This is a genomic window from Phytomonospora sp. NPDC050363 (assembly GCF_040655735.1).
Lineage (GTDB): Bacteria > Actinomycetota > Actinomycetes > Mycobacteriales > Micromonosporaceae > Phytomonospora.
In genome coordinates this window covers 251,884-272,328 of the sequence record NZ_JBFAKK010000006.1, presented here as the reverse complement: position 1 = coordinate 272,328, position 20,445 = coordinate 251,884, and the positions used below count along the sequence as shown (strand labels likewise).

General features: G+C 69.8%; 17 protein-coding genes. 8 read left to right on the top strand and 9 right to left on the bottom strand.

Annotated elements, in window-relative coordinates:
• The first annotated feature begins 1 nt into the window (after nt 1).
• The 5 genes from AB0I28_RS18560 (at nt 2) to mshC (ending at nt 4,333) form a co-directional block, all read left to right on the top strand.
• The gene (locus AB0I28_RS18560; RefSeq protein WP_357494731.1) at nt 2-835 is read left to right on the top strand and encodes an undecaprenyl-diphosphate phosphatase; all 834 of its coding nucleotides are present in this window, start codon (nt 2-4) and stop codon (nt 833-835) included.
• Nucleotide 836: 1 nt separating this feature from the next.
• Complete coding sequence (locus tag AB0I28_RS18555) at nt 837-1,553, top strand: MSMEG_4193 family putative phosphomutase (RefSeq protein ID WP_357495137.1); 717 nt, start codon at nt 837-839, stop codon at nt 1,551-1,553.
• 80 nt (nt 1,554-1,633) lie between these two features.
• Nucleotides 1,634-2,191: a DUF3090 domain-containing protein gene (locus AB0I28_RS18550; protein WP_357494729.1), complete on the top strand. Its 558-nt coding sequence runs from the start codon at nt 1,634-1,636 to the stop codon at nt 2,189-2,191.
• Nucleotides 2,175-2,960 carry an SCO1664 family protein gene (locus tag AB0I28_RS18545; RefSeq protein WP_357494727.1) on the top strand — a complete coding sequence of 262 codons (786 nt, stop codon included), beginning with the start codon at nt 2,175-2,177 and terminating at the stop codon, nt 2,958-2,960. Before AB0I28_RS18550 ends, AB0I28_RS18545 begins: the two co-directional genes overlap by 17 nt.
• Before the next feature lie 143 nt (nt 2,961-3,103).
• The gene (gene mshC / locus AB0I28_RS18540; RefSeq protein WP_357494725.1) at nt 3,104-4,333 is read left to right on the top strand and encodes a cysteine--1-D-myo-inosityl 2-amino-2-deoxy-alpha-D-glucopyranoside ligase; all 1,230 of its coding nucleotides are present in this window, start codon (nt 3,104-3,106) and stop codon (nt 4,331-4,333) included.
• Between the two features lie 67 nt (nt 4,334-4,400).
• Here mshC and AB0I28_RS18535 read toward each other — a convergent pair whose 3' ends face one another.
• Nucleotides 4,401-5,030: a maleylpyruvate isomerase family mycothiol-dependent enzyme gene (locus tag AB0I28_RS18535; protein WP_357494724.1), complete on the bottom strand. Its 630-nt coding sequence runs from the start codon at nt 5,028-5,030 to the stop codon at nt 4,401-4,403.
• A 144-nt stretch (nt 5,031-5,174) separates the two neighbouring features.
• On the opposite strand from AB0I28_RS18535, the gene AB0I28_RS18530 reads away from it, so the two are divergent.
• Nucleotides 5,175-6,083 (top strand): MerR family transcriptional regulator, encoded by a 909-nt coding sequence (locus tag AB0I28_RS18530; protein ID WP_357494721.1) that lies wholly within the window; start codon nt 5,175-5,177, stop codon nt 6,081-6,083.
• 52 nt (nt 6,084-6,135) lie between these two features.
• Here the strand turns inward: AB0I28_RS18530 and AB0I28_RS18525 are convergent, their stop codons facing one another.
• Together AB0I28_RS18525 and AB0I28_RS18520 are read right to left on the bottom strand one after the other, a co-directional pair.
• Nucleotides 6,136-7,797 carry an enoyl-CoA hydratase-related protein gene (locus AB0I28_RS18525; protein ID WP_357494719.1) on the bottom strand — a complete coding sequence of 554 codons (1,662 nt, stop codon included), beginning with the start codon at nt 7,795-7,797 and terminating at the stop codon, nt 6,136-6,138.
• Between the two features lie 152 nt (nt 7,798-7,949).
• Nucleotides 7,950-8,816, bottom strand: coding sequence for a PAC2 family protein (locus AB0I28_RS18520; RefSeq protein ID WP_357494717.1), 867 nt, complete (start codon nt 8,814-8,816; stop codon nt 7,950-7,952).
• Nucleotides 8,817-8,873: 57 nt separating this feature from the next.
• Between AB0I28_RS18520 and metH the strand changes: the two genes are divergently transcribed.
• Nucleotides 8,874-12,398, top strand: coding sequence for a methionine synthase (metH, locus tag AB0I28_RS18515; protein ID WP_357495136.1), 3,525 nt, complete (start codon nt 8,874-8,876; stop codon nt 12,396-12,398).
• A 59-nt stretch (nt 12,399-12,457) separates the two neighbouring features.
• Here metH and AB0I28_RS18510 read toward each other — a convergent pair whose 3' ends face one another.
• Nucleotides 12,458-12,994, bottom strand: coding sequence for a GNAT family N-acetyltransferase (locus tag AB0I28_RS18510; RefSeq protein ID WP_357494715.1), 537 nt, complete (start codon nt 12,992-12,994; stop codon nt 12,458-12,460).
• Between the two features lie 137 nt (nt 12,995-13,131).
• Between AB0I28_RS18510 and AB0I28_RS18505 the strand changes: the two genes are divergently transcribed.
• Nucleotides 13,132-13,788, top strand: a complete 657-nt coding sequence (locus tag AB0I28_RS18505; RefSeq protein WP_357494713.1) for an HAD family phosphatase — start codon at nt 13,132-13,134, stop codon at nt 13,786-13,788.
• Nucleotides 13,789-13,954: 166 nt separating this feature from the next.
• Here AB0I28_RS18505 and AB0I28_RS18500 read toward each other — a convergent pair whose 3' ends face one another.
• The 5 genes from AB0I28_RS18500 to AB0I28_RS18480 form a co-directional block, all read right to left on the bottom strand.
• Entirely contained in the window at nt 13,955-16,507 is a 2,553-nt protein-coding gene (locus AB0I28_RS18500; protein WP_357494711.1) for an FtsX-like permease family protein, read from the bottom strand.
• Nucleotides 16,508-16,510: 3 nt separating this feature from the next.
• Nucleotides 16,511-17,296 (bottom strand): ABC transporter ATP-binding protein, encoded by a 786-nt coding sequence (locus AB0I28_RS18495; RefSeq protein ID WP_357494710.1) that lies wholly within the window; start codon nt 17,294-17,296, stop codon nt 16,511-16,513.
• A 263-nt stretch (nt 17,297-17,559) separates the two neighbouring features.
• Complete coding sequence (locus tag AB0I28_RS18490; protein WP_357494708.1) at nt 17,560-18,255, bottom strand: response regulator transcription factor; 696 nt, start codon at nt 18,253-18,255, stop codon at nt 17,560-17,562.
• On the bottom strand, nt 18,252-19,508 hold the full coding sequence (locus AB0I28_RS18485; protein ID WP_357494706.1) for a sensor histidine kinase: 1,257 nt from the start codon (nt 19,506-19,508) through the stop codon (nt 18,252-18,254). Before AB0I28_RS18485 ends, AB0I28_RS18490 begins: the two co-directional genes overlap by 4 nt.
• A 66-nt stretch (nt 19,509-19,574) precedes the next feature.
• Nucleotides 19,575-20,444: a PD-(D/E)XK nuclease family protein gene (locus AB0I28_RS18480; RefSeq protein ID WP_357494704.1), complete on the bottom strand. Its 870-nt coding sequence runs from the start codon at nt 20,442-20,444 to the stop codon at nt 19,575-19,577.
• Nucleotide 20,445 lies beyond the last annotated feature (1 nt).

Here is a 20,445-nt window from a genome sequence, read left to right as displayed (position 1 = left end):
AGTGGAGATCACGATCTGGCAGGCCATCGTCCTCGGGATCATCGAGGGCCTGACAGAGTTCCTCCCCGTGTCGTCGACGGGGCACCTGACGATCGCCGAGGGCCTGATGGGCATCCCCATCGACGACAAGGCCGTCACCGCCTACACGGCCGTCGTCCAGATGGGCGCGATCGCCGCGGTCTACGTGTACTTCTGGAAAGACCTCGTCCGGATGGTCACCGCCTGGTTCCGGGGCCTCTTCAACCCCGCCCGCCGCCAGGACTTCGACTACCGCTTCACCTGGTACGTCATCGCCGGATCCATCCCGATCGGCATCGTCGGCTTCTTCGGCGAGGACCTCATCACCGGCCCCTTCCGCAGCCTGTGGGTCGTCGCGTTCTCCCTGATCGCCTGGAGCGGCGTCATGGCCTTCGCCGACCACGCCGCCACCCACCAGCGCACGGAGAAGGACCTCACCCTCCGCGACACGCTCTGGATCGGCTTCGCGCAGTGCCTCGCCCTGATCCCCGGCATCTCACGCTCCGGCTCGACGATCTCCGTCGGCCTCCTCCGCGACCTCGACCGCGTCACCGCGACCAAGCTGTCGTTCTACCTCGCCCTGCCCGCCGTGACCGCCGCCGGCTTCTACCAGCTCCCCGAGGCCCTCGAAGGCGGCGTCGGACCGGCCCCGATCATCGTCGGCCTGGTCTTCTGCTTCGCCGTCGCCTACGTCGCCATCGCCTGGCTGCTGAAGTTCGTCTCGAAGCACAGCATCATGATCTTCGTCTACTACCGCGTCGGCCTCGGACTGTTGCTCATCACACTGCTCGTCACCGGAGTCCTCGAGCCGACGTAGTCTGGCCCTCATGCCGACAGTGCTGTTGCTGCGACACGGACGGACCACCGCCAACACCGCCGGGATCCTCGCCGGGCACATGCCCGGCGTCGCCCTCGACGAGACCGGCCTCGCGCAAGTCGCCGAGGCCGCCAAACGACTCGCCGGACTGCCGCTCGTCGCGGCCGTCAGCAGCCCCCTCCCACGCTGCCAGGAGACCATCCACACCGCACTGGGGGACCGCGGCCTCACCGTCGAGATCGACGAGGCGCTCGCCGAGTACCGCTACGGCGACTGGGAGGGCCGAAAGCTCAGCGAACTCGTCCACGAGCCGCTGTGGAAGACCGTCCAGGAGCACCCCTCGGCCGCCGTCTTCCCCAACGGCGACGCCGCCGCGCACACCGCCGCCCGCGCCGTCGCCGCCGTCCGTGGGCACGACGCCCGGATCGCCGCCGAGTACGGCCGCGACGCGCTCTGGCTGGCCTGCACCCACGGCGACATCGTCAAGGCCGTCGTCGCCGACGCGCTCGGTCTCCACTTCGACCTGTTCCAGCGCATCTCGGCGGGCACCGCCTCGATCACCGCCATCCGCTACACCGCCGAGCGCCCCTACGTGCTGCGCCTCAACGACACCGGCAGCGACCTGAGCGACCTGGTCGCCGCCAAGCAGAGCAGCGACGATCCCGAGCCCGCCGACGGATCCGAAGGCACCGCCGGCGCGGTCGGCGGCGGGCGCTGAGACGGCTATCAGACCCCGGAGATCACCCGGCATCACCGCCCTTCGAGACGTCCGCCCCGGCGCTGGATAGTCTCTAAGCCATGACGGGCCAGCTGTTCGAATTCGTGCCCCCCGAACGTTTCGTCGTCGGAACGGTGGGGGAGCCGGGGGAACGCACCTTCTTCCTCCAGGCACGCGGCAACGGCAGAGTCACGAGCGTCGTGCTGGAGAAGGGGCAGGTGCGCCTGCTCGCCGAACGCATCGACGAGCTGCTCTCCGAGGCCTCCCGCCGTTTCGGCGCCGACGTGTCCGGCAGCGCGCCGGTCGACCACGGTCCACTCGAGACGCCCATCGAGGAGGAGTTCCGGGTCGGCGCCATCGGCCTGGGCTGGGACTCCGACACCGAGTTGGTGGTCGTGGAGATGATCGAGCTCTCCGACGACGAGGAGACCGAGCCCGACAGCGAGGACCTCGACCGCCTCCGCGTCCAGATCGCCCCGGCCGTGGCCAAGGCCTTCGCCACGCGCGCGCGAAGCGTCGTCGCCGCCGGCCGTCCGCCGTGCCCCTGGTGCGGCGGACCGATCGACGTGGAAGGGCACCTGTGCCCGCGCAGCAACGGATACCGGCGTCGGCAGGACGAGGATGAAGACATCGTCTGAGGACACCGCCGACCTCGAACTGCTCACCCACGGGGTGCTGGAGATCGAGGGACTGCTCGTGGAGGCGTCCAACGCGACCCTCCGCGCGGTGATCGAGCACGACGGGCGCACCGCCCGCTGCGTCTACAAGCCGGTCAAGGGCGAGAAGCCGCTGTGGGACTTCCCCACCGGGACCCTCGCCGGCCGCGAGGTCGCCGCCTTCGAGGTCGCCCGCGCGTTCGGGGTGCCTCTCGTGCCGCCCACGATCCTCCGTGACGGCCCGATGGGCCAGGGGGCCTGTCAGTTGTGGATCGAGGAGGACGGGGAGCCCCTCGTCGGTTTCGTGCCCGCCGCCGAGGTACCCGAGGGCTGGCACGCCGTCGCCGCCGCCCGCGGTCCCGACGGGGAGGCCTACCACCTCGCCCACTCCGGCGATCCCGCCGTCGCGATGCTCGCCGCGCTCGACGTGGTCCTCAACAACGCCGACCGCAAAGGCGCCCACGTCCTCCACGACGGCGGCGGCGGCGTGTTCGGCGTCGACCACGGCCTGTCCTTCCACACCGAGCCGAAACTGCGCACCGTGCTGTGGGGCTGGGCGGGCGAGCCCCTGACCCCCGAGGTGACCGAGGCCGTCGAGCGCTTCACCACAGCCGACCCCGAGGGCTTCGCCCGGTACCTCACCGACGAGGAGACGGCCGCCACATTCGCGCGCGCGGCCAAGCTCCTCGCCGACGGACGTTTCCCCGAGCTGCCCGCCGACCGGGCCGCCCTGCCCTGGCCGCCGATCTAGGCCGTGTCCCAGGGCCGACCGGAAACCCGGCGAACTCCGCCTCGCACCCACCAGACGAGCCCTGCATCGGCGGACCCGTTCCGGACGTCACGATCGGCTCACACGGCAAGATCCTTCACGTCGATCGCGGTTAGTCTCTGGGGATGGAATCCTGGCAGGCTCCGCAACTCCCGCAGGTGCCCGGCGAACCGGTCCCGCCGGCGCTGTACGACACCGCTTCGGCCGCGATCCGGCCCAGCGACCCGGGCGAGACCGCGCGCATGTACGTCTGCGGCATCACCCCGTACGACGCCACCCACCTCGGGCACGCCGCGACGATGCTGGTCTTCGACCTCATCAACCGGCTCTGGCGCGACAACGGGCGCACCGTCCGCTACGCCCAGAACGTCACCGACGTCGACGAACCGCTCCTTGAGCGCGCCGAACGCGACGGCGAGGACTGGGTCGTGCTCGCCATGCGCGAGACCGCGCTGTTCCGCGAGGACATGGAGGCACTGCGCATCCTCCCGCCCGACCACTACGTCGGCGCGGTCGAGTCGATGCCCGAGATCACCAAGCTGATCGCCGGGCTCGTCGAGTCGGGCGCCGGGTACAACATCGGCGACGGCACCGGCGACCACTACTTCCCGGTCACCGCCTCGCCCGACTTCGGCTACGAGTCGAACTACGACCGCGAGACCATGCTCGCCTACTTCGCCGAGCGCGGCGGAGACCCCAAGCGCGAAGGAAAGCACGACCCGCTCGACGCGCTCCTGTGGCGCGGGAAACGCGACGGCGAGCCGTCGTGGGCCTCGCCGCTGGGCGAGGGCCGGCCCGGCTGGCACATCGAGTGCACCGCGATCGCCCTCAACTACCTCGGCGAGCAGATCGACGTCCAGGGCGGCGGCACCGACCTGATCTTCCCGCACCACGAGTTCTCCGCCGCCCACGCCGAGGTCGCCACCGGCGTGCGGCCCTTCGCCTCGCACTACGTCCACGGCGCGATGATCGGCTGGAACGGCGAGAAGATGTCGAAGAGCAAGGGCAACCTGGTCTTCGTCTCCCGCCTGCGCGCCGACGGCGTCGATCCCTCCGCGGTGCGCCTCGGGCTCCTGTCGGGCCACTACCGCACCGACCGGGAGTGGACCGGCGCCGTGCTGACCGAGGCCGAGCGCCGCGTGCACGCCTGGCGCGCGGGAGTCCACCGCGAGAGCGCACCCGACGGCGCCGCCCTCGTCCGCGAGCTGCGCGAGCGTCTCGCCGACGATCTCGACACCCCCGGCGCGCTGGCCGCCATCGACCGCTGGGCCGCCTCCGAAGGCGACGACACCGGGGCGCCCGACCTGGTCGCCACGGCTGTGGACGGTCTGCTGGGCGTTCCGCTGCGCGACTGACGCGCCGTTTCGCGAACCGGTTCGGCGTCGTGGAGATCAACGACCCGAACCGGTGCCCGAAGCCGCGTCACCTGTCCCGCAACACCCCAACGCCGTCGCCGCCCAGCTCCTCGCAGTACGCCATCCGCCCGGTCATCGCCATCACCAGCGCGATCGTCCGCCCGGACACCACCGCGCCGCCCTCGTCCCCGGCTCTGAACGGTCCATCGACGGCCTCCAGCCTCAGCCCCCCGATGCGGCCTTTCGCCAAGACCACCTGGTCGGTGCCCGCGTAGTACTCCGCGACCGCCGTGACGGTCTCGGACGGATGCTCCCGCCCGATCCCCAGCGGACGCCGGATGTCCTCCCCGTGCACGACCACCTCACCGAGCATGGCCATCACCGGCAGCGGCGGCTTCGTGCGGCTGCCCACGACATTCCGGAACCGCTCCAGCGTCTCGCCCGGCGAGGCGCCGAGCTGCTCGGCGAGACGCATCGCCACCTGCCGATCGAAGTCGAAGCGGCACCGGACGACCCCGGCGAACCATCTCAGCGGGCTCAGGCTCGCCCCTGCCGTCAGGTGCGCCAGCACCTCCCGCACGCTCAAACCCGCGCACAGCGACGGCGTCGCCCACCCCTCGCCGCTCAAACCGGCCAGATCGGCCGCGAGAGCCGCCCGCTCGGCGTGCACCAGCGGCCACGGTGTCGTACCTGCCATGTCGAATCTCCAGTCCTCGAAGGGCGTCCGCCGAGTAAGACTCCCGCCCATCACGGGAATGATCGCCCAGCGAGCGTGCTCCGCGTCACCATCACCGGATAATCGCTTTGACCCTCCACCCACTGGAAGCCGGAGGCTCCTCCCATGAGCGACGACCCGAACCGCCTGTTCACCATCGGCGAACTCGCCCGCACGTCGGGCGTCCCGGTGCGGACCGTGCGGTTCTGGTCCGACGAGGGCGTCCTGCCGCCGACCACCCGGTCGGCCGGCGGATACCGCCTCTACGACAGCGCCGCCGTGGCGCGGCTCGAACTGGTCCGCACGCTGCGCGAACTCGGCCTCGACCTGCCCATGGTGCGCGAGGTCCTGGCCGGCCGCTCGACGCTGTCCGAGGTGGCCGCGTCGCACGTGCGGGCACTCGACGCCGAGATCCGCGTCCTGCGGACGCGGCGCGCGGTCCTGTCGACGGTCGCTCACCGTGACACCACGACCGAGGAGATGAGACTCATGCACCAACTCGCCCGACTGTCGGCCGCCGAACGGCAGCGGCTGATCGACGACTTCGTCAGCGAGACCTTCGCCGGCATCGAGGACGGCGCACCGGGCGCGGGGATCGCCGCGTCCATGCGCTCGCTTCCGACCACCCTGCCCGACGAGCCGACCCCGGCCCAGGTCGACGCGTGGGTCGAGCTGGCCGAGCTGATCACCGACGAGGACTTCCGCATGCGCACGCGGCAGATGGCCGTCACCGGCGCGATGGGCGGCCCGGCCGAGCCGGTGCCCTTCGAGCCGGCGACGGTCGTCGAGAAGGTCGGCGCGGCCGTCGAGGCGGGCATCGCGCCCGACTCGCCGGAAGGCGCGGCGCTCCTGGCCGAACTGCTCGACGGCGACTACGACGCCGAAGCGCGGGAGCGGCTGGCCGACTCGCTGGCGACCTTCACCAGCCGCAAGGTCGAGCGCTACTGGGAGCTGCTGGGCGTGCTGAACGAGTGGCCGCCGTTCAAACCGGCGGTTCCCGCGTTCGAGTGGGTCATCGAGGCCCTGCGCGCTTAGGCACATGGAAAAGGGCCGGTTCCCGCCCGTGGGGACCGGCCCTCGCGGTCGTTCAGCGCGCGGCGTGCGCGGCCTGGAGGGGCTGCTTGCCGACGAAGGCCCGCCGGGCGGCGGTGAAGCCGGAGCGGTCGTCGAAGATGTCCTGCGCCATCTCGGCAAGCTCGCGCGCGGCGTAGTAGGCCGGGGGCCGGGAGTTGGTCAGGAAGCGCAGCTTGGCCTCGTAGGTCTGGCGCCAGTTCTCCGGCGAGGCGTACAGCTCGGCCTGCTCGATGAGCCACTCGTCGAAGGCGGCGGGATCGCGCGGGCCGACACCGTCGACGAGGCCGAGGTGCAGGGCTCCGGCGGCGTCGACGGGCTGCTTGTCGTCGAGGAGCTGACCGGCGACTTCGACGCCGACGCGGCGGGGGAGCGTGTAGGTGTGCAGCTCCGACCCGAACAGCCCGATGTCGTAGTACGGGTTCAGCACGATCCCGTCGCGGGCCAGGGCGACGTCGGCGGCGAGGCCGAGCATCGCGCCGCCCGCTCCCGCGCTGGCGGTGTACGCGGCGATCGTGAGCTGCCCGGTGTCGGTGACCAAAGCCGTGCAGACGTCGTTGATGGCGTTGATGTTGTCCCAGGCCTCGCGGGCGGGGTCTTCGGCGGCCTCGATGGCGTTGAGGTCGATGCCGTTGGAGAAGAACTCCGGGGTCCCTTTGAACACCAGGACCGAGGTGTCCTGGTCGAGGGCGTAGTCGAGGGCGTCGAGGATCCGGCGGCACTGGACGGTGCCCATGGCGCCGTTGTGGCTGCGGACGGTCAGGACCCCGACGGGCCCGATGCGCTCGTAGTCGACCTCGCGCAGCGACGGCGGGGCCTCGACGTGCGGCGCGCCGACGTGCCCGAGGATCGCCGCGGCCGACAGTTTCACGCCGCTGCCGCCTTCTTTGCGGGGGTGCTTGGCGCGGCCGATCCACACCGCGCGGCGGTCGCCGGCGGCCACGGCGACGGCGTCCTCGTACTTGCCGACGATCGAGCCCGGCTGCGCGCCGGCGTCGACGGCACCGCCGAGGTGGGCGTCGTAGACGTGCACGGTCATGCCGCCCAGCTCGGTGCGCACGCCCGGTGTCGAGTCGGAGGCGGCGATCCGGTTGACGATCTCGGCGGCGGGCTGCGACCAGTCGAACAGGCGCTCGTCGCGGCGCAGCAGCGGCCGGGTCGTCGCGTGCGGGACGGCCCGCTCGGCCTCTTCCTGCGGGGTGGGCAGGAACCCGGGGTCGAGGGCCTTCTCCACGACCTCGGCGATGCACTCCATGGCCGCGTCGGCGACGGGCCCGTTGTACAGCGCCGACTTCGAGCCCGGGCGCTCGGGCATCGCGAAGGTCCGCGTCGCCCAGATCGGTCCGGCGTCCATCTCCTCGACCGCCTGGAGCGCGGTGACCCCCCACAACCGCTCGTGGTCGGTGATCGCGTAGTCCAGCGAGGACGGCCCGCGGTCGCCGACGGGCCCGGGGTGAATGATCACCGTCGGCCACGAGCTCCACACCTTCTCCGGCACACGGTGCTTCAGGAAGGGGCAGATGATCAGGTCGGGCCCGAGGTCGGCGACCGTCTCGGCGATCGCCTCCGCTCCGATGTCGGCGAGCGCGATGTCGACCTGGTGGCCCTCCGCGCACAGCGCGGTCCAGGCTCTCTGACTCAAACCGTTGAACGCGGAAACAAGCAGCAGGATGTGCAAGATCGCCTCCGGGAGGGGGTAGACCCGGGCGAGCCTAGCGAGTGACCATGAAACGACCGAGACCGGGTGTGGTCAGGAATTGTCGGGTCGACCGGGCGTCATGAGACGGACTCGTTGTGCGACTGAAGGCCGCGCGGGCCGTTCTTCCGGCCCTACTCGCCGCTGGGCTCGCTCCCGCTTTGACCACCGCGGCGGCGCAGGTAGCGCTCGAAGTCGCGGGCGATCTCGTCACCGTTGGGCTGCGGCGACGGCTGGTCGTCCTGCTGCTCCAGCGACTCGATGTACTCGGCGATCTCGGCATCGGACCCGGCCAGCTCGGCGATCGAGTTCTCCCAGTCGGCGGTGTCCTCGACGAGACCACCGGTGGGCACCGGGATGTCGAGGATCTCCTCAAGCCGGCTGGCCAGCGCCAGAGTCGCCTTCGGGCACGGCGAGGCCGCCGCATAGTGCGGGATGTGCACCCAGAACGACACCACGGGCAGGCCCGCGTGCGCGATCGCCTCCTGCAGGACCCCCACGATCCCCGTCGGCCCCTCATAAGCCGAAGGCGTCAGCTTCAGCCGCTCGGCCATCGCCGAGTCGGCGGCTGTTCCGGACACCGGCAGCGGCCGCGTGTAGGCCACGTCGGACAGCAGAGCCCCCAAGAGGATCACCTGATCCACCTCGAGACTGTGACATAGCTCAAGAATGTCCTCGCAGAACGAGCCCCAGCGCATGTTCGGTTCGATCCCATGCAGCAAGACGACGTCACGCTCGGTGCCGTCCGGCGAACAGGAGGTGAAGTGGCTCGTGGGCCACTCGATCTGCCGCTTGCCGTCGCCGTCGCGGGTCAGCGTAGGGCGATTGACCTGGAAGTCGTAGTACGGATCGGGGTCGAGATGCCCGATCCGCTGCGCTCCCCACTGCTCGGCGAGGTGCTCGATCGTCTCCACGGAGGCACCCGTCGCGTCGTTCCACCCCTCGAAGGCGGCGATGAGCACAGGGGACCGCAATGTGGGAAGACCGTCGAACTCTGTCACCCGGCCAGGGTACGCGTCCGTTTCGGTGGCTAACCTTGTCGGGTGTCGAACATTTCGCTGCTCACCGCCATTAAAGAACGTGTCCTGATCGCCGACGGCGCCATGGGCACGATGCTTCACGCGGTCGAGCTGAGCGTCGACGAGGACTACCAGGGCCACGAGGGCCTCTCCGACATCCTCAACTTCTCCCGCCCCGACGTCGTCCGCGGAGTCCACGACGCGTACTTCGCCGCCGGCTCCGACTGCGTCGAGACGAACACCTTCAACTCCAACCACAGCGGCCTGTCCGACTACGACCTCGCCCACCGCGCCTTCGAGTTCGGCGAGGCCGGCGCCCGCCTGGCCAAAGAGGTCGCCCACGGGTACTCAACGCCCGACAAGCCGCGCTACGTCCTCGGCTCCCTCGGCCCCGGCTCCAAACTGCCGACCCTCGGACACATCCCGTACGCGCTCCTGCGCGACACCTACCAGCAGACCGCCGAAGGCCTCATCGCCGGCGGAGCCGACGCCATCCTCGTCGAGACCTGCTACGACCTCCTCCAGGCCAAGTCGGCGATCATCGGCGCCAAGCGCGCCATGGCCAAGGCCGGCCGCCGCGTCCCGATCATCTGCCACGTCACCGTCGAGACGACCGGCACCATGCTCGTCGGCAGCGAGATCGGCGCCGCCCTCACCGCGCTCCAGCCGCTGGGCATCGACCTCATCGGCCTCAACTGCGCCACCGGCCCCGCCGAGATGAGCGAGCACCTCCGCTACCTCTCCCAGCACGCCCGCATCCCGCTGTCGGTCATGCCCAACGCCGGCCTGCCCGAACTGACCCCGCAAGGCGCGCACTTCCCCCTCACCCCGCTCCAGCTCGCCGACGCCTTGGAGGACTTCGTCGGCAACTACGGGGTCGGCCTCATCGGCGGCTGCTGCGGCTCGACGCCCGCGCACATCAGCGCCGTCGTCGAACGCCTCGCCGGAACCGTCGCGCCCGCCCGCACTCCCATCATCGAACCGGGCACCTCCTCCTCCTACCACCACGTCCCGTTCAAACAGGACGCCTCCATCCTCATGGTCGGCGAGCGCACCAACGCCAACGGCTCCAAGGCCTTCCGCGACGCGATGCTCGACGCCGACTGGCAGAAGTGCGTCGGCATCGCCCGCGAGCAGGCCCGCTCCGGCGCCCACCTCCTCGACCTGTGCGTCGACTACGTCGGCCGCGACGGCAGCGCCGACATGCGACAACTCGCCTCCCGCTTCGCCACCGCCAGCACCCTGCCGATCATGCTCGACTCCACCGAGGTCCCGGTCATCGAAGCCGGCCTCGAGTCCCTCGGCGGCCGCTGCGTCGTCAACTCCGTCAACTTCGAAGACGGCGACGGCCCCGACTCCCGCTACGCCCGGGTCATGCCGATCATCGCCGAGCACGGCGCCTCCGTCGTCGCGCTCCTCATCGACGAGGAGGGCCAGGCCCGCGACAAGGACTGGAAGGTCCGCGTCGCCACCCGCCTCATCGACGACCTCACCGGCCGCTGGGGCCTCGGCGTCGCCGACATCTTCATCGACGCCCTCACCTTCCCCATCGCCACCGGACAGGAGGAGACCCGCCGCGACGGCATCGAGACCATCGACGCCATCAAGGAGATCGCCGCCCGCTACCCCGGCGTCAACTTCACCCTCGGCATCTCCAACATCTCCTTCGGCCTCAACCCCGCCGCCCGCCAGGTCCTCAACTCGGTCTTCCTGCACGAATGCGTCCAGGCCGGCCTGACCAGCGCCATCGTGCACTCCTCGAAGATCCTCCCGATGGCGCGCATCCCCGAAGAACAACGCGAGGTCGCCCTCGACCTCGTCTACGACCGCCGCCGCGAGGGCTACGACCCCGTCCAGCGCTTCATCGAACTGTTCGAAGGCGCCTCGGTCGCCGCCGCCCGCGCCACCCGCGCGCAGGAACTCGCCGGCCTGCCCCTCGACGAGCGCCTCGAACGCCGCATCATCGACGGCGAGCGCATCGGCCTCGAAGACGACCTCGACGAGGCCCTCCAGACCCGCGACGCCATCGCCATCATCAACGACACCCTCCTGTCGGGCATGAAGACCGTCGGCGACCTCTTCGGCTCCGGCCAGATGCAGCTGCCCTTCGTCCTCCAGTCCGCCGAGGTCATGAAAGCCGCCGTCGCCCACCTCGAACCGCACATGGAGAAGGCCGACGGCGCAGGCAAGGGCACGATCGTCCTGGCCACCGTCAAGGGCGACGTCCACGACATCGGCAAGAACCTCGTCGACATCATCCTGTCGAACAACGGCTACACCGTCGTCAACCTCGGCATCAAGCAGCCCATAAACGCCATCATCGACGCCGCCGAGCAGCACTCGGCCGACGCGATCGGCATGTCCGGGCTCCTCGTCAAGTCGACGGTCATCATGAAGGACAACCTCGCCGAACTCCTCCAGCGAGGCATGGCCACCCGCTGGCCCGTCCTCCTCGGCGGCGCCGCCCTCACCCGCGCCTACGTCGAAGACGACCTCCGCGACCTCTTCGAAGAGGGCGAGGTCCACTACGCCCGCGACGCCTTCGAGGGCCTATCCCTCATGGACAGGGTCATGACGGCCCGCCGCGGCGGAGCACCCGTCGTCGACGCCGAACGCCAAGCCGTCCTCGACCAGCGCCGAGCCCGCCGCGCCCGCCACAAGAGCGTCGCCGTCGCCGAGGCCCCCGACCTCGACGACACCTCCGTGCGCGCCGACATCACCTACGGCGTCGACATCCCGACCCCGCCCTTCTACGGCACCCGGGTCGTCAAGGGCATCCCCCTGGCCGACTACTCGGCGCTCCTCGACGAACGCGCCACCTTCCTCGGCCAGTGGGGCCTCAAACCCGCCCGCGGCAAAGAGGGCCCCAGCTACGAGGAACTCGTCGAGACCGAGGGCCGCCCCCGCCTGCGCTACTGGCTCGACCGCCTCGCCAGCGACAAAGTCCTCGAAGCGGCCGTCACCTACGGCTACTTCCCCTGCTACAGCGAGGGCAACACCCTCGTCGTCCTCGACGAGAACGCCAACGCCGAACGCGCACGCTTCACCTTCCCCCGCCAGCGCCACGGCAAGCGCCTCTGCATCGCCGACTTCTTCCGCACCGGCGAAGAGGCCCGCGACAGGGGAGGGGAGTACGACGTCCTCGGCATGCAACTGGTCACCATCGGCCAACCCGCCAGCGACTACACCGCCAAACTCTTCGCCGAGAACGCCTACCGCGACTACCTGGAGGTCCACGGCGTCTCCGTGCAGCTCACCGAGGCGCTCGCCGAGTACTGGCACAAGCGCATGAGGTCCGAACTGGTCCTCCCCGGCGGCCGCACGCTCGCCGACTCCGACCCGGTGGAGGTCGACGGCCTTTTCCGCACCGACTACCGCGGCTGCCGCTACTCCTTCGGCTACCCGGCCTGCCCGGAGCTGGAGGACCGCGCGGTGACGGTGGCGATGCTGGGGGCCGAGCGGATCGGCGTGGAGATCAGCGAGGAGTACCAGCTCGTCCCCGAGCAGGCCACCGACGCGCTGGTCGTGCACCACCCGGACGCCAGCTACTTCAACGCCAAGTAGGACGACAACGCCCTCGAAGGCCACGGGCCCTCGAGGGCGTTTCCACGTCCGCCGGGCGTCTACATGGGCAGGGCGCGCAACCGCACCGGGCCCTCGGGCCACTCGATGCCGTCGCGCAGCGGGATCCACATGGTCCGGATCCCCATCACGACCTCGCCACCGGGCTGGCCGACGGTGACGTCGCCCTCGACGAGGCGCCAGCCGAGGCGTCGGTAGAGCCCGACGCGTGAGTCGAGGCAGAAGAGCAGGCCGAAGGGCACGCCGAGCACGTCGCGGGCGTGGTCGACGGCCGCGGCGACGGCCATGCGCGCCAGACCGTGGCCGCGCATCTTCTCGGAGACGATGACCGTGCCGAGACCGGCGACGTCGAACCGCTCGCGGCCGACGGTCATGGGCAGCACGACCAGTCCCGCGTGCGCCGCCAGGCGCCCCTCGGAGCGCACCACGAAGTGCAGGTCCTTGTCGGCCCACACGAGGCCCAGGAAGTCGGTCTCGAAGGGGTCCTGCGCGCCGCCGGTGATCTCGTCGAAGCGCTCGCGCCCGAGCTCGGGGATCTGCTCGACGGTGAGGCCGGGGGTCGATCCATCACGTGACATCCGGACAGAATGTCAGCTCCGGGCATGGGACGCCACGAACCTGTGCCCAAGCCCACGCAGGTCCACCGGCCCGCCCCGGCGGCGATCACATACGGTTGAACGCGCAAGGCCCACCCCGATCTCCCAGGAGCCACAGCGTGACCTTCCCCGCCGCAGTCCTGTTCGACATGGACGGCACCCTCACCGACAGCGAGAAGGTCTGGTCGATCGCGCTCGACCAGCTCGCCGCCCATCACGGCAAGACCCTTTCCACGCCCACGCGGGAGGCGATGGTCGGGACGAACATGTCGGTGTCGATGGCCATGTTCCACTCCGACCTCGGCCTTCCCCTTGACGGCGTGCGCGCCAACGTCGTGTGGCTGGAGACCCGCATGGCCGAGCTTTTGAAGGCCGGCGCGCCGTGGCAGCCGGGAGCCCAGGAGCTTCTGCACGCGGTGCGCGCCGCCGGTTTCCGCACGGCCCTGGTGACCGCCACCGCACGCGAGCTGACCGACGTCCTGCTCGACAACACGCTCGGGCGGGAGAACTTCGACGTCAGCGTGTGCGGCGACGAGGTCGTCAACTCCAAGCCCGATGCCGAGCCGTACGCCAGGGCCGCCGAACTGCTCGGGGTCGACCCGCGCGACTGCGTGGCGATCGAGGACTCCCCGACGGGCATGGCCTCGGCCTACGCGGCCGGCTGCCGTGTCCTGGCGGTGCCGAGCGAGGTCGCGCTCGACGCGCCGGCCGGCGTGGTGGTCATCGGCTCGCTCATGGACGCCGACGTCGAACTCCTGCGCGGCCTGGGCGGCTGAGCCGCCCTCTGCGCGTCTTTCGCGCGGACGAGCCCCGGACATGGACAAAGGACGGTTGTCGAGCACCGTCCTTTGTGGATTAGATATTACGCTCCGCGTCCGCTGAGCGCAAACGGCACGCACCCGCTACGCAGAGTGGGTGCGTGCCGTTTCCTCCCGCCCGGGTCTACTCGTAGGAGATGGCCCGAAGCACGTTGAGCTTGTTGGCCCGGTAGGCCGGGATCAGCGCCGCGAGGACACCGATCACGACTGCCGCGACCAGGTAGAACGCCATCGTGGTCCACGGCAGCGCCAGGACGTCGATGAACTGGTCCTTCAGCGCCTGCTGGGCGGCGATGCCCAGGCCGGCGCCGACGGCGAGACCGAGGATCGCGCCGAACACGGAGATGACCACCGACTCGACCGCCACCATGCCGGTGACCTGGCCCTTCTTCATGCCCACCGCGCGGAGCAGCCCCAGCTCACGGGTCCGTTCCAGCACCGACAGCGTCAGCGTGTTGACCACGCCGATGACCGCGATGCCCATGGCCACGATCAGCAGGACCTGGAAGACCGTCGAGATGATGTCGAAGATCGCCTTGATCTGGTCCGACAGCGCCGAGACGTCGTTGACGGTGACCAGCGGGTTGTCGGCCAGGAGCGTGTTGATCTGGTCGGTGACCTGCTGGGTGTCGGCGCCCTCGTCGAGTTCGACGTAGGCCTGCATCGGGTTCGAGGTGGTGAACTGCTCGGCGTTGCTGGACGCGACCGTCCAGGTGGCGCTGCCGTCGGTGCTGACCTCGGTGATCCCGGTGACCGTGAAGTCCTTGGCCGACTCGGCCGCGGAGAACTTCAGGGGGACGGTGTCGCCCAGTTTCAGGCCGAACTGCTCGGCCGCCATCTTGTTGATGACCAGGTCGTTCGGCCCGAGGGTCGTCGTGTTGCCCTCGACTGGCTTGGCGGCGAACATGTAGTTCATCCCGGCCAGGTCATCGGTGGCCTGCACCAGGACGTCTTCGGTGCCGCGCTTGGCGCCGAAGTCGACCCACGCGCCGACCACGATGTTGACGCCCGGGACCGACTTCATCTCGCCCAGCAGTTCGGGCTTGAACGTCGGCGGGGGACCGGCGGGCGCCGCCGCGCCGATCATCAGGTCGGCCTTGACGGAGTTCTCGAAGTACTTGTCGATGCTCGCCTGCGCCGAGGCGCTCAGCACGCCGATCGCGGTCACCAGGGTGACACCGATCATCAGCGCGGCCGCGGTGATCGCGGTGCGCCTGGGGTTGCGGCCGGAGTTGCGGCGCCCGAGCTTGCCCGGCATCGACCAGGACATCAGACGGCCGATGACCGACACCAGCGGGCGTGCGATGACCGGCGTGAAGACCACCGCTCCGATGAACAGCGCGAAGAGCGCGCCGCCCATCATCGCGAGCCGGTTGTCGCCGGCGTTGCCGGTGAGCGCCAAGGTGAGCATGCCGCCGCCGAGGACCAGGAAGATGCCGCCGGCGATGCCGAAGGGCAGCACCGAGCGCTCGGCGTTGGCCGCGTCGCGCAGTGCCGCGATCGGCGGGATCCGCGAGGCGCGGATCGCCGGGAACACCGCCGCCAGCATGGTCACGACCACGCCGATGACCAGCGCCGAGATGATGGCCGACGGTGGGATCGCCAGGGTGGCGTCCATTCCCCCGAACAAGCCGCCCAGCGCGGCCGTGCCGCCCCAGCCGACCAGTACACCGAGGGCGAGGCCGACGATGCCCGCGAGGACACCGATGATCGCCGCCTCCAGGAGCACCGAGTTGATGACCTGGCCGCGACCGGCGCCCATCGCCCGGAACAGCGCGAGTTCACGCGTGCGCTGGGCGACGATGATGGAGAAGGTGTTGATGATCAGGAAGATCGAGACGAGAACCGCGACGCCGCCGAAGACGAGGAGGATGTTGTTGAACGCCCCCAGGAGCTCGTCGAACTGACCGGAGATCTCCTTGGCGAGGTCGTCGCCCGTCTGGACCTTGTAGGACGAACCCAGTTCCGCGCCGATCCGGTCGCGCAGATCGTTGTCGGAGACGCCCGAGGCGGCCTTCACGTCGATGTTGGTGAAGGCGCCGGTCTTGCCCATCACCAGGTTCTGGGCGTCGGTGGTGGTGAACCACATGGTCTTCTCGCCGCCCAGGGTGTCGCGGCCGCCGGTGTAGCCGACGACGCCGACGACCTTGTACGCCGTCTGCTCCGAGGTGACCGTCGAGATCACCGGGAACTGGTCGCCGACGGCGTAACCGGTGGAGTCGGCGAGACTGGCGCTGATCGCGATCTCCCCGTCGGCCGTCGGGCCGGCGCCCTCACGGATCTCCAAGGGGTCTTCGACGCCCGTCCAGTTCGACGCGATCGTCGGCGCCCCGAAAGCGGGGATCGCCTTGCCGTTCTTGTCGATCACCACGACCGTGTTGGCCGCGTCGCTGACGAGCCCGGTCGCGCCGGACACACCCTCGACGGACTGCACCTGCGAGACCACCGACTCCGGGATCGGGTCGGGCTGGCCGGTCACCGGGTTGGAGTTCTCGGAGGTGACCTGGACGTCGACGCTCTCGAAGGCGGTCGTGAACATGGACTCGATCGAGGAACCGAAGGAAGCGCGCATCACCAGCGAACCGGTGATGAACGCCACGCCCAGGATGATCGCGATCCCCGACAGCAGTAGCCGCGCCTTACGCGACAGGAGGCTCTTGAAGGTGGCCCGCAGCATGGCTCAGTGCCCCTCCGCCTGCGTCTGCCGCGAGTTCACGATCTCCTCGAGCCGCTTGAGCTCGTCGAGGACCTGCTCGGCCGTGGGGTCGATCAGCTCGTCGACGACCTGGCCGTCGGCGAGGAACAGCACCCGGTCGGCGTAGGAGGCGGCGTTGGCGTCGTGGGTGACCATGACGATCGTCTGACCGAAACGGTCGACGGAGTCGCGCAGGAAGTTCAGCACCTCGGCACCCGACTTGGAGTCGAGGTTACCGGTGGGCTCGTCGGCGAAGATCACCTCGGGACGCGACACCAGCGCACGCGCGCACGCCACCCGCTGCTGCTGCCCGCCCGACAGCTCGGTCGGCTTGTGCGTCAGCCGGTCGCGCAGGCCCACGGTGTCGATGACCTGATCGAACCAGGCCTTGTCGGGCTTCTTCCCGGCGATCGACAGCGGGAGCGTGATGTTCTCCTCGGCCGTCAAGGTCGGCAGGAGGTTGAACTGCTGGAAGATGAAGCCGACATTGTCGCGGCGCATCTGGGTGAGCTGGCGGTCGGACATGCCCGTCACGCGCAGGTCCCCGATGAAGGTCTCGCCGCGGTTGACGGTGTCGAGACCGGCCAGGCAGTGCATGAGGGTCGACTTGCCCGAACCGGACGGACCCATGATGGCGGTGAAGCGGCCGCGAGCCAGGTCGACGCTCACGTCCCGCAGCGCGATGACCTGCGCCTCGCCGGTTCCGTAAACCTTCCAAACGCCTGAGGCGCGCGCCGCGATGCCCGCGTCGGCCACGGTCGTAGATGCCACGTTCCCATCCCTCCCCGAGAGGTTTGACTGTGCGCCCTCGGCGGGCGCTTCTTGATGTAGTGGTGTGTCGTCAACGACGCTATGGCCTCGATCGGCCCGATCCGTCGTGCCCTGGAACGGTCTTTCGCTCCGCCCGGCGGCGTACGAAACCCCTACCCCCGACCCAGGGTCACCCTGAGAACCAGCCCCCGGGACGAGCCCCGGATCATCCCCGGGGAGGAGACGCCCTCGGCCCGCTGTTGAGTTCTCGCAGGCCGCGGGCCCTACTGGCGAGGTTTGACCAACCCCGACTCGTAGGCCAAAACGACGGCCTGAACACGGTCACGGAGACCCAGTTTGGTCAGCACGTGCCCCACATGAGTTTTAACAGTGGTCTCACTGACCGTCAGCTCTTTCGCGATTTCGGAGTTCGACAGCCCACGCGCGACGTTGACGAGCACCTCCCGCTCGCGTTCGGTCAGCGAGTCCAGCGCCACCGGCGGCCGCTCACTCGGATCGGGCAGCCGATCGGCGAAACGCTCAAGGAGGCGACGCAGGATCCGCGGCGCCACGACCGCCTCACCACGCGCCACGGTCCGGATCGCGGTGATCAGCTCGTCGGCCGGCACATCCTTCGACAGGAAGCCCCCCGCACCCGCCCGCAGCGCGCCCACGACGTACTCGTCGAGGTCGAAGGTCGTCAGGATGAGGATGTGCACCGGAAGCTGCGCGTCCACGATCAGCTTCGTCGCCGCCACCCCGTCCATGCGAGGCATCCGGATGTCCATCAGCACCACGTCGGGCAGCAACCGCCGCGACAGCTCGACCGCCTCCGACCCGTCCCCGGCCTCACCCACGATGTCGATGTCGGCCTCGGCGCCGAGCACCATCCGAAAACCCGTGCGAAGCAAAGGCTGGTCGTCGGCGAGTAGAACCCGGATCGGCCGCTCGGCGGCCACCGAACCTGCGGTGTCTGTCACGTGCTGCTCCCGTCTGCTGGGGTGTCGATCGGGATTTTCGCGTACACGCGGAAACCCCCGCCCGGCCGGGGCCCGGTCCGCAGCGTCCCTCCGTACAGCGTGATCCGCTCGCGCATCCCCACCAGCCCATGCCCGACGCGCTCGCCGGGCGCCCTCGGCGTCAGCTTCGGCCCCCGCCCGTCGTCGAAGATCTCCACCAGCAACTGCTCACCGGTGTACTTGATGCGCACCTCCGCGCGGGCCCGCCCACCGTGCTTGAGCGTGTTGGTCAACGCCTCCTGCACGATCCGGTACACCGACAGCGCCACGCCCGGGTCGAGCGGCACCTCGGGCCCGCCCTCGACGAGCAGACGCACCGGCAGGCCGGCGTCGCGGACCTGGTCGACGAGCGTCTGCACGGCCGCGAGGCCGGGCTGAGGAGTCAGTTCCGCGTCGTCGTGGTCACTGGTGCGCAACACGTCCAGAAGCCGCCGCATCTCCCGCAGAGCGGTGCGGCCGGTGTCCTCGATCGTCGCCAGCGCCTCCTCCGCCCGGCGCGGATCATTGGCGAGAACCCGCCGCGCGCCAGTGGCCATGACACCCATCACCGACACGTGATGGGCGACGACATCGTGAAGCTCCCGCGCGATGCGCTGCCGCTCATCGGACACGGCCTGCGCGGCATGGGCCTGCTGGTTCTCCTCGGCGATGCGCGCACGAGTGCGCAACGCCTCCACCAGCGTCCGCCTGCTGTGCACCAGACGCCCGATGAACAACGCCGTGATCCCCAGGAGATAGCTGGACACGTACAACGTCGTACGGGAGTCCCCGATCAGATGACCGGGATAGAAGTAGGTCGCCACCGAGTCGACGCCCCACATCAGACCGATGGAGGCCAGCGCCAAGCGCCAGCGATGGTCGGCCGCGGCGGTATAGGTGAGCACGAACATGCTCCACCCCGAAATGCCCCACCACGCCTCGTCGACGGCGAAAGGAAGCAGCAGGATCACCAACTGGATGCCCACCGCGGCCTTGAACCAACGCCGCCTGATGGCCATCGCCACCGTTCCCGGCACCAGCCACGGCAGCGCACGCCACCCCAGACCGCCGTACTCCGGCTGGGTCTGCGAGGCGATGACGAAGCTCACCATCGACAGCGCCAGCCAGAACAACGCCGCCAGCGCGTCGAAGACCAGCGGACGCGCACGGAACCACAGGTGGACACGGCCCTCCCGGCCCCACCACCGTCCATCCGGGCGTCGCTGTTCAGTCACAGACCAGACGCTAACCGCTCAACAGGCGACCCGAGTCCTGACCCAGACCGATCTTAGGGTCCTCCGTCAGGATGAGTGGCCGTCCCCTCGCTCCGGGTGTCCGCCCTGAGCGGGAATGGCCGCGACCTCCGCCACCGGCATCGGCGGCGGCGTCCCACCGAAGGCCGGGCACTTGTCCTGATACGCGCACCACCCGCACAGACGACTCGGCTTCGGCGCGAACTCACCGCTCGCCACCGCCTCACCGATGGCCGCCCACAACGCCTTCACCGAGCCCTCGAAACGCACCAGCTCCGCCTCGTCGGGGGAGTGGTCGAGCACCAGACGGTCCTTCAAATACACCAACCGCAGCATCCGGGGCACCACCCCGCGCGTACGCCACAGCACCAGCGCGTAGAACCGCAACTGGAACAGCGCCTTCGCCTCGAAACTCTCCGCCGGCGCCCGGCCCGTCTTGTAGTCGACGATCCGGATGTCCCCGGCCGGCGACACGTCCAGACGATCCACGTAACCCCGCAGCACCAGACCGTCATCCAGGGTCGTCTCCACCAGACACTCCCGCTCAGCCGGTTCGAGACGCGTCGGATCCTCAACGGAGAAATAGCCCTCCACCAGGTCGCGCACCGAATCCAGCCACACGTCCAGCCCCGCCTCGCCCTCGACGAACAGACCCGCGATCCGCTCGTCCTCCCCCCGCAGCCGCTCCCACTCCGGACCCACCATCGACACCGCCGCCGCGGCCGTCCGGTCCACCGCCGACAGGTCGTACAAACGCTCCAGCACCGCGTGCACCAGCGTCCCCCGCGCCATCTCCGGCGACGGATCCTCCGGCAACCGGTCGACGCTGCGGAAGCGATAGAGCAGCGGACAGGTCTTGAAGTCCGCCGCCCGCGAAGGCGACAGCGACACGGGCAGCAGCGGCAGCGGGGAAGGCATG